The organism is Pseudomonas sp. GM79, from assembly GCF_000282495.1.
Taxonomy (GTDB): Bacteria; Pseudomonadota; Gammaproteobacteria; order Pseudomonadales; family Pseudomonadaceae; genus Aquipseudomonas.
This window is the reverse complement of the sequence record NZ_AKJE01000076.1, coordinates 70,860-85,303: the sequence shown is the minus strand read 5'-3', so window position 1 is coordinate 85,303 and position 14,444 is coordinate 70,860. Positions and strand designations below refer to the sequence as shown.

General features: G+C 59.4%; 15 protein-coding genes. All 15 read left to right on the top strand.

The window, feature by feature from the left end; translation table 11 throughout:
• Window positions 1-2: 2 nt before the first annotated feature.
• Window positions 3-527: a PAAR domain-containing protein gene (locus PMI36_RS10000; protein ID WP_008073453.1), complete on the top strand. Its 525-nt coding sequence runs from the start codon at window positions 3-5 to the stop codon at window positions 525-527.
• Between the two features lie 66 nt (window positions 528-593).
• Window positions 594-1,538 carry a DUF6402 family protein gene (locus tag PMI36_RS10005; protein WP_008073451.1) on the top strand — a complete coding sequence of 315 codons (945 nt, stop codon included), beginning with the start codon at window positions 594-596 and terminating at the stop codon, window positions 1,536-1,538.
• Window positions 1,535-1,945, top strand: coding sequence for a hypothetical protein (locus PMI36_RS0129735; RefSeq protein WP_050549264.1), 411 nt, complete (start codon window positions 1,535-1,537; stop codon window positions 1,943-1,945). Before PMI36_RS10005 ends, PMI36_RS0129735 begins: the two co-directional genes overlap by 4 nt.
• 33 nt (window positions 1,946-1,978) lie before the next feature.
• Window positions 1,979-2,194, top strand: coding sequence for a hypothetical protein (locus PMI36_RS10010; protein ID WP_008073449.1), 216 nt, complete (start codon window positions 1,979-1,981; stop codon window positions 2,192-2,194).
• Window positions 2,191-2,613: a hypothetical protein gene (locus tag PMI36_RS10015; RefSeq protein WP_008073447.1), complete on the top strand. Its 423-nt coding sequence runs from the start codon at window positions 2,191-2,193 to the stop codon at window positions 2,611-2,613. The genes PMI36_RS10010 and PMI36_RS10015 overlap by 4 nt, the downstream gene beginning before the upstream one ends.
• Window positions 2,610-3,083, top strand: coding sequence for a hypothetical protein (locus PMI36_RS10020; RefSeq protein WP_008073445.1), 474 nt, complete (start codon window positions 2,610-2,612; stop codon window positions 3,081-3,083). Before PMI36_RS10015 ends, PMI36_RS10020 begins: the two co-directional genes overlap by 4 nt.
• A 24-nt stretch (window positions 3,084-3,107) precedes the next feature.
• The gene (gene tssF, locus PMI36_RS10025) at window positions 3,108-4,895 is read left to right on the top strand and encodes a type VI secretion system baseplate subunit TssF (RefSeq protein ID WP_008073443.1); all 1,788 of its coding nucleotides are present in this window, start codon (window positions 3,108-3,110) and stop codon (window positions 4,893-4,895) included.
• Complete coding sequence (tssG, locus tag PMI36_RS10030) at window positions 4,859-5,866, top strand: type VI secretion system baseplate subunit TssG (RefSeq protein WP_007894581.1); 1,008 nt, start codon at window positions 4,859-4,861, stop codon at window positions 5,864-5,866. Before tssF ends, tssG begins: the two co-directional genes overlap by 37 nt.
• A gap of 13 nt (window positions 5,867-5,879) precedes the next feature.
• Window positions 5,880-8,528, top strand: a complete 2,649-nt coding sequence (gene tssH / locus PMI36_RS10035; RefSeq protein ID WP_008073442.1) for a type VI secretion system ATPase TssH — start codon at window positions 5,880-5,882, stop codon at window positions 8,526-8,528.
• A gap of 10 nt (window positions 8,529-8,538) precedes the next feature.
• Window positions 8,539-10,056: a sigma-54 interaction domain-containing protein gene (locus PMI36_RS10040; RefSeq protein ID WP_008073441.1), complete on the top strand. Its 1,518-nt coding sequence runs from the start codon at window positions 8,539-8,541 to the stop codon at window positions 10,054-10,056.
• Between the two features lie 306 nt (window positions 10,057-10,362).
• Complete coding sequence (locus tag PMI36_RS10045; protein ID WP_007894589.1) at window positions 10,363-10,503, top strand: hypothetical protein; 141 nt, start codon at window positions 10,363-10,365, stop codon at window positions 10,501-10,503.
• A 17-nt stretch (window positions 10,504-10,520) separates the two neighbouring features.
• Entirely contained in the window at window positions 10,521-11,717 is a 1,197-nt protein-coding gene (gene tagH / locus PMI36_RS10050; RefSeq protein ID WP_008073440.1) for a type VI secretion system-associated FHA domain protein TagH, read from the top strand.
• A gap of 5 nt (window positions 11,718-11,722) precedes the next feature.
• Window positions 11,723-12,223 (top strand): type VI secretion system lipoprotein TssJ, encoded by a 501-nt coding sequence (gene tssJ / locus PMI36_RS10055; RefSeq protein WP_008073439.1) that lies wholly within the window; start codon window positions 11,723-11,725, stop codon window positions 12,221-12,223.
• 2 nt (window positions 12,224-12,225) lie between these two features.
• Window positions 12,226-13,557, top strand: coding sequence for a type VI secretion system baseplate subunit TssK (gene tssK, locus PMI36_RS10060; protein ID WP_008007641.1), 1,332 nt, complete (start codon window positions 12,226-12,228; stop codon window positions 13,555-13,557).
• A gap of 5 nt (window positions 13,558-13,562) precedes the next feature.
• Window positions 13,563-14,438: a type IVB secretion system protein IcmH/DotU gene (icmH, locus tag PMI36_RS10065; RefSeq protein ID WP_008073438.1), complete on the top strand. Its 876-nt coding sequence runs from the start codon at window positions 13,563-13,565 to the stop codon at window positions 14,436-14,438.
• Window positions 14,439-14,444: the final 6 nt, after the last annotated feature.

The following is a 14,444-nucleotide window of genomic DNA, read 5'->3' as shown; positions in this document are numbered from 1 at the left end:
CGATGTCCGGCAAACCCGCAGCACGTGTATCCGACCCCACCGCTTGCCCGCTCCCCGGCCACGGCACCAACCCGATCGCCGCCGGTTCCGGCGACGTATTCTTCGACGGCCTCGCGGCCGCCAGCCAAGGTGATGCCTCGGCGTGTGGTGGTGCGCTGGTTGGCGATCTTGCGACGACTGTTTTGATCAACGGTAAACCGGCGGCCACCGTGGGTTCTGTTGGTACTCATGGCAATAAGGTTACGGCCGGGTCCGGGACGGTGATTATCGGGAACTCGCATTCGCCGGTGCCGTTTGTGGCGCCGTTGCCGGTGGAGATTCAGTGGCCGTTTAACGAGCACTACGTAATCAATTGCCAGGACACCGGGAAGCCGTTGGCTGGTGTCGAGTACACACTTAAGACAGCCTCGGGAAAGATCATTTCCGGTGTCACAGATAGCGATGGCAAAACGCAGAAAATCTTTTCGTCAATAGCGGAAGAGTTTGAGTTGGTGATAGAGCCGCAGACTAAAGTGGTGCTCGCGTAACGCTAGTTGTAGAAAGAAAACCTGTCCGTTGACGGGTGTTATGAATATTCATTGGGCGGAATAAAAATGGCAGCGACAACTATCAAGTCAATCATGACGCCGGCAAGTAATCAGGTCGGGCAAACTGTCGCTGTGCGTCAATTTAAAATCACTGATATTCCAGCGGCAATGAAAAAAATTCAATGGCCGGTTGCGGCAGATTTGATGTTGCACTGGTTCGCTGGCAAACCATGGCCTACGACAAAAGATGGCGGCATGGAAGAGGAAGTTAAAAGTCATCGAAAATTTGCCCCTGACGAATACATTAACGAAAGCATAGTAAAAATGAGCTGGGCTCTTAAATTCGCCAGAACAAAAGAGTCGGTCGAGCGTCTGCGCACTAAATGGAATAACCCAGCGGGGATAGCTCTCATCAAGAAAAAAATGATTCCAGTGTACGGTGGTAGAACGCCGGGTGTTTATCCATTTGCTTTCAATGGTGTAGCCAGCGCAGTAGAAAGATTCGGGTATGCTAATAGTGAGACGATTGAGTTTAATCAGGACGGTGAAGACGAAGTCAACGAACTGCGTGCGGCTTTAGCTAATTTTAATATTCATGTGTTTGCGGAGGGAGAAATAGTCGTTACTAAGAAAAACGTCGTTTTCCTTCCGGTTCGGATTGGTTTCTATATTGAAGATTCTTACGACTTCAATGATGGCCTTTCCCTGTACAGCCAAGGGCTTGGCTACTGGAACTTTGACGGCATTGAAGCAGATATCGTTGAGGGTGCCAAAAAAAATGCGAGCTACGCTCTTGAAAAAAACAAGATCAGATTTAACTCTCGCGGTGGAATGAGTCCCGAAAAACAGGCCGCCTTTAACGAGTTGGAAAGAAAGCATTATATGCTTGTACAGAATAGCGATTTTCAAAAGTACCGTGAGAAAAATCGGAAGGGCGGAGACTTTCGTGTTTATTCCGACATTCTTTATGAAAGCGTAACCGCTGCACCGATTGAGATATTGGCTAAATGAACAGTTATAAAAAATCAATTACCGTTATTGCTGCTTTGGTGGCGGTGTTTTCTATGTGTTTTTTTGTGGTTAATCGCGAGTTGACGCGCGCACCTTATGTCTCACTTGTCACCCAGTCAGGCGATTACCAAATCGAAGTGGTTCGAGCTAGTTGGCTTTTGAGTGCTTCCGGCATGGTTTATCTCCGTTTTGTTGAAATAAAGAATTCCAGTCATGTTTATCGAACGCCGCTGACTTCAGAGACGTCGTTGGATATGCAGTCTTTTGAAGATGAAGATACGGTTGGGGTTACATGGATAGACCTGAGCAAAAGTCAGGGAGTGTTTACATTGTCAGTTCCGAACTGGAGAGAGCATTGGGCGAATTTTGTAATCAGTAACACCCCTTACAAAGTTTTGGATAACTGATGTCTTATCCTAAATACCAGGACGCGAATAGTTATGAGCATGGTTGAAATGGAGGGCTACCTGGCTGGGGTGGCCGACAGTGATTTGTTCGGCAGCCTGGCATTGCTCTGTCTTGTGCTGCTCCTGACGGCACTGCATCGCGGGATGCGGCAGTCACGCTTGCATCGGACGCTGATGTTTGTCGCCCTGGCTAGCATCGTCGCTATACAAGTCGCGGGTTCTTATTACGGGAATCTGGATCCGGCATGAACAAAAACATTCGCGCCGTCATGTGCCTGTTTTGCCACGCTATGGGGTGTATTGCCTACGCGTTTCTTAACGATGCAGTTGTGAGTGCCTACAAGGCTCTGAACGGTGGCTTCACCTCCCACGGTGTCGGTATCGGAATGGCCAGTTACGCGCTTTTTTATATATTTCTGGCCATCAACCTGGGTGTTGCATTGGTACCGAACCTCATGGTCAAGCTTTTACTGCTGAACGTGATGGTCGGTTTCATCCTGCTCTGGATGCTGCCTGAGAATCCTCTACGGGCGCTGTTCTATAGCGTCGCCCAGGGTTGTGTCACGTTGCTGGCGATTCTGGCGACGCAAGTCATTGAGTTGCGTTGGGTACAGAGAACGTTCATTCACCGCGTTGGGCAGAGTCCATCTACAGGCGAATGCGAATGACCAGTGCTCCCGACTATTTGTTTCCGGCAGCGGGACGAACTTTGCTTAGCAAAGGCCGCCTGAGTTTTCTGTTGGTCGCCCTTTGGTGGCCGCTGCCAGTGTTGCTGGGGATTTTCTTCGTCAGCTTGCTGGGCGGTTATTACACGAAAACCGACTCAACGTATTCCGAGTGGATGTATCTGCTGTGGTGGGGAATTCCTGGCTACTTGGTGTTTGCGTTGTGGACGACCCGCTCCGTGATAGGGAGGGATGAAGCCCAAGCATTGCGGATGGTTTGGCTTGCTCCTTTAAAACTCCTCCCTTTTTATGCCGCGCCGTGGGTCGTCTACGACTTGTGCCATGCGTTCAACGGGCAGTCCGAAAGCTTTTTCATGTTACTCGGCTGGGTCACGATTTTGCCTTACCTATTGGTGGCGGGCTACGTGTGTGCCGGCCTGACAGTCGCGCTCTACAGGACAGTTTTTTCATGAGATCCACTACCAGGAAGGTACCTCGTGTCCTTTAACCACTACTACCAAAGCGAACTCACCGCACTTCGCCAGTTAGGTCGTCGTTTCGCCGAGCGTAGCCCGGCGTTGGCGCCTTTCCTCGGGCAAGCCGGGCGGGATCCGGATGTGGAGCGGTTGCTGGAGGGCTTTGCGTTCCTGACCGGGCGCCTGCGCCAGAAGCTCGACGACGAGTTGCCGGAGCTCAGCCACTCGCTGATGCAGCTGCTGTGGCCCAACTACATGCGGCCGCTGCCGGCGTTCAGCATTTTGCAGTTCGATCCGTTGAAGCGTTCCGGGCCTGCGTTGAGGGTCGAGCGTGACACGCCGGTGGAGAGTGTGCCGGTCGATGATGTGCGGTGCCGTTTCCGCACGTGCTACCCGACCGAGGTGTTGCCGCTGGATCTGGCCGCGCTGAATTACTCGGTGAAGGGTGACGGTTCGCTGTTGAGCCTGCGCCTGGAGATGAGCGCCGATGGCCATCTCGGCGAACTGGAGCTGAGTCGACTGCGCCTGCACTTTGCTGGTGAGCGCTACATCAGTCAGATGCTTTACCTGAGCCTGTTGCGCAATCTTGAAGGCATCGAGCTGATCCCGCTGGATGGCGCTGGCAAGCCCATCAACGGTGTGAGCGGCCAGCCGATGGCGTTCAAGATGCCCGGCGACCGTGTGCAGCCGGTGGGTTTTGCCGAAGAAGAAGCGTTGATCCCGTATCCGCTGAACACCTTCCGCGGCTACCGCTACCTGCAGGAATATTTCGCCTTCCAGGACAAGTTCCTGTTCGTCGACATCAATGGTCTGGACCTGCTCAAGGCGCTGCCGGAAGACACGCTCAAGCAAATGCGCGGCCTCGAATTGCGTTTCGACATTCGCAAGAGCGGCATCATGCGTATGCGTCCGACCCTGGACAACGTGAAGCTCTACTGCACGCCGATCGTTAACCTGTTCGAGCACGATGCTTTGCCCATTCGCCTCGATGGCAAACAGGACGAATACCTGCTGCTACCAGCCGAATACGACCTGCAAAACTGCGGCGTGTTCTCGGTGGAAACCGTCACTGGCTGGAAGCCCGGCGGCCTCGGTTATCAGGAGTACGTGCCGTTCGAATCCTTCGAACACGACCCGAGTTTCGATGTACCGACTAGCCGTCCGCATTACAGCATCCGCCAGCGTTCGTCCTTGCTGCACGACGGCCTCGACACCTACCTGAGCTTCGGCATCCGCCACACCGAAGCCCACGAAACCCTGTCGATCGAGCTGATGTGCACCAACCAGAACCTGCCGCGCAAGCTCAAGCTCGGCGACATCTGCATGGCCTGCGAAGACACGCCGGAGTTTCTGAGTTTCCGCAACATCACGCCGGCCACCTCCAGTTTCGCGCCGCCGCTGAACCGTGACTTCCTCTGGAAGCTGATCAGCAACATGTCGCTCAACTACCTCTCATTGGCCGACGTCAATGCGCTGAAGGTGATTCTCGAAACCTACGACCTGCCGCGCTACTACGACCAACACGCGGAAAAAGTCAGCAAACGCCTGTTGGGCGGGCTCAAGTCGATCAAGCACCAACACGTCGACAGATTGCATCGAGGGTTGCCGGTACGCGGGTTGCGCACTGAGCTGACCATCGACCCGGAAGGGTATATCGGCGAGGGCGACCTGTTCGTGTTCGCTTCGGTTCTTAACGAGTTTTTCGCGCTTTACGCCAGTCTCAATTCGTTCCACGAGCTGCGGGTAAAAAGCACACAGGGAGAGGTGTACCAATGGACACCACGTATGGGCCTGCAGCCCCTGCTTTAAGCGGGCTGACCCGGGTAATACGCGAGTACTCGCTGTTTCAGGCCGTGCTGCTGGTGATTGACCGGCTGCGCGATGCACACCCGCACCTGAGCGAAGACGACCTGTACGACCAGCTGGAATTCCAGGCCAACCCGAGCCTGGGTTTCCCTGGCAGCGACGTCGATCGCGTGGAGTTTTTCAAAGAGCATGGGCAGATGCGTGCGCGTCTGCGTTTCAACCTGATCGGCCTGGTCGGCTCCGGTTCGCCGCTGCCGGCGTTCTACGGCGAACAGGCTCTGGGCGACAGTGAAGACGGCAACCCGACCCGCAACTTCCTCGACCTGTTTCACCATCGCCTGCAACGGCTGATGCTGCCGATCTGGCGCAAGTACCGCTACCGCGCGAGCTTTCAGAGCGGCGCGCTCGATCCGTTTTCCTCGCAGCTGTTTGCGTTGATCGGCCTCGGTGGCGAAGAGATCCGCAAGGCCCAGGAGCTGAACTGGAAACGCCTGCTGCCGTACCTCGGCCTGCTCAGTTTGCGGGCGCACTCGGCGGCGTTGATCGAAGCGGTGCTGCGCTACTACTTCAAGCACGCCGAACTGACCATCGAGCAGTGCATCGAGCGCCGCGTTGAAATCCTCGACGAGCAACGCAATCGCCTGGGTCGCGCCAACAGCATGCTCGGCGAAGACCTGGTGCTGGGCGAACACGTGCGCGATCGTAGCGGCAAATTCCGCATTCACATCCGCGAACTCGACTGGCAACGCTTTCACGAATTCCTGCCGATCGGTTTCGGCTACCAGCCGCTGTGCGCGCTGGTGCGGTTCACCCTGCGTGACCCGCTCGATTACGACATTCGCCTGGTGCTGCGCCAGGAAGAAATCCGCGAACTTCGCATCGGTGAGCAGAACGCCTGTCGCCTGGGATGGACCAGTTGGCTCGGCCGCGAGAAAGCGGACGGCGTGGTGACCCTGGGCAGCAAAATTCATTAAGGACAGATGACACATGATCAACGTAGACCTGCAACAACTTATCCAGGCGCTGGACGCCGAAACCCGTCGTGACCTGGAAAGTTCTGCCGAACGCTGCGTCGCCCGTGGCGGCAGCAAGATCCTCGTCGAAGACTTGCTGCTGGGCCTGCTGGAGCGCCCGCAAGGCCTGCTCGCACGGGCGTTGCAAGATGCCGAAGTCGATGCCGGCGAACTGAGCGCCGCGCTGCAATCGCGGGTCGAGCACAGCGCCTCGCGTAACCCGGTGTTCGCCCCGGAGCTGGTGCAGTGGCTGCAAGACGCGTTGCTGGTGGCCAACCTTGAATTGGGCCAGAGCCAGGTCGAACAAGCCGCGTTGATCCTCGCCCTGTTGCGCAACCCGATGCGCTACGCCGGTAGCCGTTATCAGTCGTTGCTGGCCAAGCTGAACATCGAGCGCCTGAAAGAATTCGCCCTGTCGCAGAAAGAACAACCGGCCACCGGTAAACCCGCCGTGCCCGGCGAATCGCTGCTGCAGCGCTTCACCCACAACCTGACCCAACAGGCCCGCGACGGCAAACTAGACCCGGTACTGTGCCGCGATGGCGCGATCCGTCAGATGGTCGACATCCTCGCTCGTCGGCGCAAGAACAACCCGATCGTGGTTGGTGAAGCCGGCGTCGGTAAAACCGCGATCGTCGAAGGCCTGGCCTCGCGCATTGCGGCTGGTGAAGTGCCGCAAGTATTGAAAGGTGTCGAACTGTTGTCGCTGGACATGGGCCTGTTGCAGGCCGGCGCCAGCGTCAAAGGTGAATTCGAACGTCGCCTCAAAGGCGTGATCGACGAAGTCAAAGCCTCGCCAAAACCAATCATTCTGTTCATCGACGAAGCCCACACCCTGATCGGCGCGGGCGGCAATGCCGGCGGCTCCGACGCGGCCAACCTGCTGAAACCGGCCCTGGCCCGTGGCGAGTTGCGCACCATCGCCGCCACTACGTGGGCGGAGTACAAGAAGTACTTCGAAAAAGACCCGGCTCTGGCCCGTCGTTTCCAACCGGTGCAACTGCACGAACCGACTGTCAGCGAAGCGGTGACCATCCTGCGTGGCCTGGCTCAGGTTTATGAAAAGAGCCACGGCATTTATCTGCGTGATGACGCGGTGGTTGCAGCGGCTGAACTGTCTGCTCGCTATCTCGCTGGCCGTCAGTTACCAGACAAAGCCGTCGACGTGCTCGACACCGCGTGCGCCCGCGTGCGCATCAGCCTCGCCGCCGCCCCGGAAAGCCTGGAGCGCTTGCGTGGTGAGCTGGCCGAAGGTGGCCGTCAGCGTCAGGCTCTGCGTCGTGACGCCGAAGCCGGTTTGCTGATCGATCACGAAGCGCTGGACGCTCTGGAAGATCGCCTGGCCGACGCCGAAGAAGAAAGGGTCGCTCTGGAAACCCTCTGGACCGAACAAAAAGCACTGGCCGAGCGCCTGCTGGACCTGCGTCAGCAACTGGCCAAGGCCCGTGAAGCCGCTGCCGTCGAACCGACCATCACGGTTGAAGAAGACGCTGAAGGCACCGTGATTGAAACCCTGCCAATAGACGAAGCACAAAGCGTCGCGTCCCTGGAAACTGCGCTGAACGAAACTCACCGCGCCCTGACCGATGCCCAGGTCAAGGAGCGTCTGGTGAGCTTCGAAGTCTGCCCGCGTCTGGTGGCTGAAGTGATCAGCGCCTGGACCGGCGTGCCATTGGCGCAACTGGCCCGTGAGCACAACGCCAAGGTCGCGAGTTTCGCCACCGACCTGCGCACACGTATTCGTGGTCAGGAGCAAGCGGTTCACGCCCTCGACCGTTCGATGCGCGCCACTGCCGCTGGCCTCAACAAGCCTGATGCACCGGTCGGCGTGTTTCTGCTGGTCGGCCCGAGCGGCGTCGGCAAGACCGAAACCGCGCTGGCCCTCGCCGATTTGCTGTACGGCGGCGACCGCTTCATCACCACCATCAACATGTCCGAGTTCCAGGAGAAGCACACCGTCTCGCGTCTGATCGGTGCGCCACCGGGCTACGTCGGTTACGGCGAGGGCGGCATGCTCACCGAAGCCGTGCGGCAGAAACCGTACTCGGTGGTATTGCTCGATGAAGTCGAGAAAGCCGACCCGGACGTGCTCAACCTGTTCTACCAAATCTTCGACAAAGGCGTGGCCAACGATGGGGAAGGGCGCGAGATCGACTTCCGCAACACGCTGATCCTGATGACCTCGAACCTGGGCAGCGACCGCATCAGCGAACTCTGCGAAAACGGTGCGCGGCCGACTGCCGAAGTCCTCGAAGAAACCATTCGCCCGGTGCTCAGCAAGCACTTCAAACCGGCGTTGCTGGCGCGCATGCGCGTGGTGCCTTACTACCCGGTCGGTGGCCCGGTGCTGCGCGAGCTGATCGAAATCAAACTCGGCCGTTTGGGCGATCGCCTGAACCGTCGTCAGCTGGATTTCAGCTACTCCCAGGACCTCGTCGATCACCTGGCCGAACGCTGCACCCAAAGCGACAGCGGCGCACGCCTGATCGACCATTTACTCGACCTGCACGTGCTGCCGCTGGTGGCTGACCGTTTGCTCGACGCAATGGCCACCGGTGAAAGCCTCAAGCGTGTGCATGCGACGCTCGACGGTGACGCCAGCGTGATGTGCGAGTTCGCCTGAGGTGGGTGTGATGTTCACTCAAGTGCCGCAACCGCTGGTCTATGCCGAAGCCTTGCTGGCGCAATTCGCCAGCCTGTCGCGCGCGGCGGACGGTGCTGCGCTGCTGGGTGACTTCGTGCGCGGTTTGGCCGAGCTCAGCGGTTGCGAGCTGACGCAACTGTACCTGCTGGACGCGACCCATACCTGCCTGGGGATGAACGCCGAGTGCCTGAACGGCATTCTGCAACCTCGGGAAGGGGCGAGCCTGCCGGCGGATTACAACGGTGAACAACTGCTGCAATTCTCCTTGTGCCAGAACCGCGTGGTGTGCCTCAGCGAGCTGAGCGGCAGCCTGCACGAAACCAGTTTTCTACCGCTCCAGGCCACGCCCTGGCAGTCACTGTTGTGTGTGCCGTTGGTCAATCAGCAAAAGGCTGTCGAAGGTTTGCTGCTGTGTGCCAGTCGCCGGCAGATCGACCTGCAAGGCTTTGCTGATTCCCTCGGTCAACTGGGTTCGTTCGTGCTCGGCCAATTGCACTTGCTGCAACGTTTGCGTCGGCCGGCCGGCGATACACGACCGGCATCGGTCAGCGTCCCGAGCGTCAGCGGTTATGGCTTGATCGGCAAGAGCGCGGCGATGCGCCAGACCTATTCGCTGATCAGCAAAGTTTTGCACAGCCCGTACACCGTGCTGCTGCGCGGCGAAACCGGCACCGGCAAGGAAGTGGTCGCCCGGGCGATTCACGACTGCGGTCCGCGACGCTCCCAGGCATTCATCGTGCAGAACTGCGCGGCGTTCCCCGAGAACCTGCTGGAAAGTGAACTGTTCGGCTACCGCAAAGGCGCCTTCACCGGCGCCGACCGCGACCGTGCCGGGCTGTTCGACGCGGCCAATGGCGGCACCTTGTTGCTCGATGAAATCGGCGACATGCCGTTGTCCCTGCAAGCCAAGCTGTTGCGCGTGTTGCAGGAAGGCGAGATCCGCCCGTTGGGTTCCAACGACACCCACAAGATCGACGTGCGCATCATCGCCGCGACTCACCGGGATTTGGCGGTGCTGGTCAGCGAAGGAAAATTCCGCGAGGACTTGTACTACCGCCTCGCGCAATTCCCGATCGAGCTGCCGGCCCTGCGTCAGCGCGAAGGCGACATCCTCGACCTGGCCCGGCACTTCGCCGACAAGGCTTGCGCGTTTCTGCAACGCGATGCGGTGCGTTGGTCCGACGCGGCGCTGGATCACCTGTCCGGTTATGCCTTCCCCGGCAACGTTCGCGAACTCAAAGGTTTGGTCGAACGCGCGGTGCTGTTGTGCGAAGGCGGCGAGTTGCTGGCCGAGCATTTCTCCCTGCGCATGGAAGCCATGCCGGAAGACAACAGCCTGAACCTGCGCGAACGCCTGGAGCAGGTCGAACGCAGTTTGCTGCTCGACTGCCTGCGCAAAAACGACGGCAACCAGACCCTCGCCGCCCGCGAACTCGGGCTGCCGCGCCGCACGCTGCTTTATCGCCTCGGGCGCCTGAATATCAGTTTGGGTGATTTCGATGGCTGATCTCGATTTCTGCCACCCGATCACCTTGGTTGGAATGCCAACGGTGGCCAGTGAATTCCCTGTGGCGAGGGAGCTTGCTCCCGCTGGGTTGCGAAGCAGCCCCAAAACCATGCGCCGCGGTGCTTCAGTCAGACCGCATCTGCTGATTTACGACTGCTGCGCAGCCGAGCGGGAGCAAGCTCCCTCGCCACAGAGGCCGGCTTCAAGGCCTCAGGCCAGAGCGCTCGGCCTCACCTCATTCGCTTCTGATAGCGCCGCCCAAACGGGTCGGCGCTTTGTGCTTTGTCTACCCCTGGAGACCCTCTGATGCCTGTTCGTCACTGGCAAGCCGTCCTGCTGACCCTCGTCGTTCTATGCGGCCTCGGCGGCTGTAGCGGCAATTACAAATACAACGACAACACCTATCGCCCATTGGGTGATCCGCAGGCGGTCAATCGCGGCAAGTGACCGCAAGGAGTATCACCATGGAACTGGTTTTCGAAATGCTGAACACCAAGCAGTTCGTGCCCACGGATTTGTGCCAGAAGACCTTCAAGCAGGCCGGTGGCGTGATCGGCCGGGGCGAGGATTGCGACTGGATCATCCCCGACCGCAAGCGTCACCTGTCCAACCACCACGCGTTGATCAGCTACCGCGAAGGCACGTTTTTCCTGACCGATACCAGCAGCAACGGCATCCAGGACAGCGAAAGCGGCGCGCGTCTGCGCAAAGGCGAGCCAATGCGCATCGAGCACGGCAGCGTGTACGTGCTGGGTGACTTCGAGATCCGCGCGCGACTGGTGCGCGACCCGGCGACGTTCGACGTTGAAGTTGGCCGTCCGCAGGCTGCAGGCAGCATCATTCCGGACGATGCTTTCCTCGACCTCGACCCGCTGAATGCCCTCGACCAGCAAGAGCGTGTGTACTCGGAAATCGACGAACTGATTTCCCCGAGCACCACCATCGAAGACACCCGTCAGCGTGCCGACTACGCGCGCATCGACATGGAAAGCCTGATGGTCCCGGAGCTGATCGCCGCCCCGGCAGAACCTGCGCCAGCGCCGCCGCCGAAAGCGGTCGAGCGTCAGAGCGAAGGCTTCTGGGAACACTTCGGTGCTGCATTGGGCGTGGACCTCAAAGGCCTCGACCACGACGCCCGCGAAGCCCTGGCACTGAACGCCGCGCGCTTGCTCAAGCAAAGCGTCGGCGGTTTGCAGCAGAGCCTGCGCACCCGCAGCGAGCTGAAAAACGAACTGCGCCTGGCCCAGACCACCGTGCAAGGCACCCACAAGAATCCACTGAAATTTGCCGTCGATGCCGGTGAAGCGCTGGGCATTTTGTTGCAGGGCAACAAGCCGGGCCAGTTGCCGGCCGAGCAAGCGATCTCCCGTGCGTTCCGCGATTTGCAGGCGCATCAGGTCGCGTTGCTGACCGCCAGTCGCGCCGCCGTTCGCGGCACCCTGGAACACTTCTCGCCGCAACAGCTGACCCTGCGTTTCGAGCGCGACAGCAAGCCGTTGCTCGCCACCTCCGGCAGTCGCTGGAGAGCCTACGGGCGTTATCACCAGGCTCTGCGTCTGGACGATGACTGGAGCGAGCGCCTGCTGGCCCGCGACTTCGCCCAGGCCTACGAAGAACAGATCCGCCTGATTTCCACCCTACACACCGACCACCAAGGATGATGCGCATGTCTCGCTGCTCGACCGCTTTTTTCAAGACGCTGACGGCGCTTGTTGCCCTTGTGCTGTTGGCCGGATGCTCGTCGTTGTCGCCGTATTCCAAAGTGACCAAAGTCAACCTGAAGCTCACCGGCAGCGATCAGCTGAACCCGGACCTCAACGGGCGTCCGTCGCCGATTGTCGTGCGTCTGTTCGAGCTCAAGCACCCGGTGACGTTCGAGAACGCCGACTTCTTCAGCCTGTACGAACGCGCCAAGGAATCCCTGGTCCCGGACCTGGTGGCCAGCGAAGAACTCGAGCTGCGTCCGGGTGAAACCGTCGAGCTCAAACTCAGCGTGGAGGAAGGCAGCCGTTATGTCGGCGTGCTCGCGGCCTACCGCGACCTGCCGGAAACCAAGTGGCGCTACACCGTGCAAATCACTCCGCTGGAAGTCACCGTGGCTGACCTGACCCTCGATCAGGCCGGCATCCGCAATTCCCATGAAACGCTCGCCAAGGCGGATGACTGATCATGAATGCCCATAAAGTCATTTGGCAGGAAGGCATGCTGCTGCGTCCGCAGCACTTCCAGCACAACGATCGTTACTACGACCACCAGATGAAGACCCGTACCCAGTTGTTGGGCAGCTACATCTGGGGCTTCCTGAACCTGGAAATCGACTTGCAGTTCCTCAACATGGGCAAACTGGTGATCAGCCAGGCCTCGGGGATTCTGCCGGACGGCAGCCTGTTCGAACTCGGCGGCAACACCGAGCCGTTGGCCCTGGACGTGCCGCCGAACACTGGCAACACGCCGATCTACCTGGCGCTGCCGCTGGTCACCGGTAACCACATCGAGTCTCGCCGCCCGGAGCAGTCCGACGTGCTGGCGCGCTATACCGCGTACGACGCGGAAGTCGCCGACTCCAATGCCGGCGACGACTCCGCCAGCCAGGTCAGCTGCGGTCGTCCGGACTTCAAACTGTTGCTCGGCGAGCAGCAGAGCGACCAGGCCTACGTGAAGCTGAAAATCTGCGAAGTGCTCGACACCACGCCCGACGGCGTGATCAGCCTCGACCCCGACTTCGTGCCGACCTACATTCAGGCGCACTCGTCCAGCTACCTGCTGTCGTGCCTCAAAGAAGTCATCAGCATGCTCGGCCACCGGGGCGACACGATTGCCGAGCGGATCAGCTCTAACGGCAAGGTCGGTGGCGCAGAAATCGGCGACTTCATGATGTTGCAACTGATCAACCGCACCGAAATGCTGCTGCGCCATTACCTCGGCCTGGAACAGGTGCACCCGGAAGAGTTGTACCGCACGCTGCTGACCATGCTCGGCGATCTGGCGACGTTTTCCAGCGAGAGCAAACGCCCGCGTCTGGACAGCCGTTACCAGCACAGCGACCAGGGCGCGAGTTTCCGCAAACTGATGGAAGCGATTCGTCAGGTGCTGTCGATGGTGCTCGAACAGCACGCCATCGAACTGGTGCTGCAAGCGCGTCAGTACGGGATCATCGTGTCGCCCTTGCACGACCACAAACTGCTGGGCTCGGCCTCGTTCGTGCTCGCGGCCAGTGCCAACTGCGACTCCGAAGAACTGCGTCATCGCTTGCCGGCGCATCTCAAGGTCGGCCCCGTGGAGCGCATTCGCCAACTGGTCAACCTGCACCTGCCGGGCATCAAGGTCAAACCGTTGCCGGTGGCCCCGCGGCAGATCGCGTTCCACTCCAACAAAACCTATTTCATCCTCGAACTCAGTTCCGAAGACCTGGCGCAACTCGAGCGCTCCGGCGGCTTCGCGTTTCACGTGTCCGGCGAATTCGCCGAGCTTGAACTGAAATTCTGGGCCATCAGGAACTGACCGACATGATCAAGGACATGGAATACAACCAGGACGACAAAACCGTCCTGCTCGACCGCCAGGGCCACGGCCCGGCGTCGAGTCCGCTGACTGACTTCGCTGCGCCGCCGCGTTTCGAACAGCTGGAAGAACGGATGATCTACGCCGCGCGCCTGCGCCCGGCCGAAGCGTTCAACATCAGCCTCAACTCGCTGGTGGCCGCGGCGTCCGAGCTGCTGTCGGAAGTGGTGCGGCTCAAGCACAGCGACACCCGCGAAGACCTGTACACGCTCAACGAGCGACTGACCGCAGGGCTCAAACTGTTTGAAGTGCGTGCGCTGCATAACGGCGCTGAAAGCAGCCAGGTGATGGCCGCCCGTTACGTGCTCTGCACCGTGGTCGACGAAGCCGTCGTCACCACGCCGTGGGGCAACGAAAGCGAGTGGTCGCAGATGAGCCTGCTCAGCAGCTTCCACAACGAAACCTTCGGTGGCGAGAAGTTCTTCCAGCTGCTGGATCGCCTGTCGAAAAACCCGGTCAAGCACCTGCCGATGCTGGAGCTGATGTACCTGTGCCTGTCCCTCGGTTTCGAAGGCAAGTACCGAGTGCAAGCCCGCGGCATGCTCGAACTCGAAGGCATCCGCGATGCTTTGTATCGGCAGATTCGTCAACTGCGCGGCGACGTGCCGCGTGAGCTGTCGCCGCATTGGGAGGGCTTGAACGATCAGCGTCGCAGCCTGGTGCGCATCGTGCCGGCGTGGATGGTGGTGCTGTTCACCGTGGTCTGCCTGGTGGTGATGTATTCGGGTTTCGCCTGGGTATTGGGCGAGCAACGCGAAACCGTTCTGCAACCTTACCAGCAGCTGGATCCGGCCGCGGTTCAGCCACAGTCGAAGCCGTAAACAGGG

Excerpts from the sequence above, each read along its gene's own strand:
- PMI36_RS10010 (WP_008073449.1), top strand. The coding sequence starts at position 1,979 with ATGAGCATGGTTGAAATGGAGGGCTACCTGGCTGGGGTGGCCGACAGT.
- tssH (WP_008073442.1), top strand. The coding sequence starts at position 5,880 with ATGATCAACGTAGACCTGCAACAACTTATCCAGGCGCTGGACGCCGAA.
- tssG (WP_007894581.1), top strand. The coding sequence starts at position 4,859 with ATGGACACCACGTATGGGCCTGCAGCCCCTGCTTTAAGCGGGCTGACC.
- PMI36_RS10015 (WP_008073447.1), top strand. The coding sequence starts at position 2,191 with ATGAACAAAAACATTCGCGCCGTCATGTGCCTGTTTTGCCACGCTATG.
- tagH (WP_008073440.1), top strand. The coding sequence starts at position 10,521 with ATGGAACTGGTTTTCGAAATGCTGAACACCAAGCAGTTCGTGCCCACG.
- tssK (WP_008007641.1), top strand. The coding sequence starts at position 12,226 with ATGAATGCCCATAAAGTCATTTGGCAGGAAGGCATGCTGCTGCGTCCG.
- PMI36_RS10040 (WP_008073441.1), top strand. The coding sequence starts at position 8,539 with ATGTTCACTCAAGTGCCGCAACCGCTGGTCTATGCCGAAGCCTTGCTG.
- PMI36_RS10020 (WP_008073445.1), top strand. The coding sequence starts at position 2,610 with ATGACCAGTGCTCCCGACTATTTGTTTCCGGCAGCGGGACGAACTTTG.
- PMI36_RS10005 (WP_008073451.1), top strand. The coding sequence starts at position 594 with ATGGCAGCGACAACTATCAAGTCAATCATGACGCCGGCAAGTAATCAG.
- PMI36_RS0129735 (WP_050549264.1), top strand. The coding sequence starts at position 1,535 with ATGAACAGTTATAAAAAATCAATTACCGTTATTGCTGCTTTGGTGGCG.
- PMI36_RS10045 (WP_007894589.1), top strand. The coding sequence starts at position 10,363 with ATGCCTGTTCGTCACTGGCAAGCCGTCCTGCTGACCCTCGTCGTTCTA.
- PMI36_RS10000 (WP_008073453.1), top strand. The coding sequence starts at position 3 with ATGTCCGGCAAACCCGCAGCACGTGTATCCGACCCCACCGCTTGCCCG.
- icmH (WP_008073438.1), top strand. The coding sequence starts at position 13,563 with ATGATCAAGGACATGGAATACAACCAGGACGACAAAACCGTCCTGCTC.
- tssJ (WP_008073439.1), top strand. The coding sequence starts at position 11,723 with ATGTCTCGCTGCTCGACCGCTTTTTTCAAGACGCTGACGGCGCTTGTT.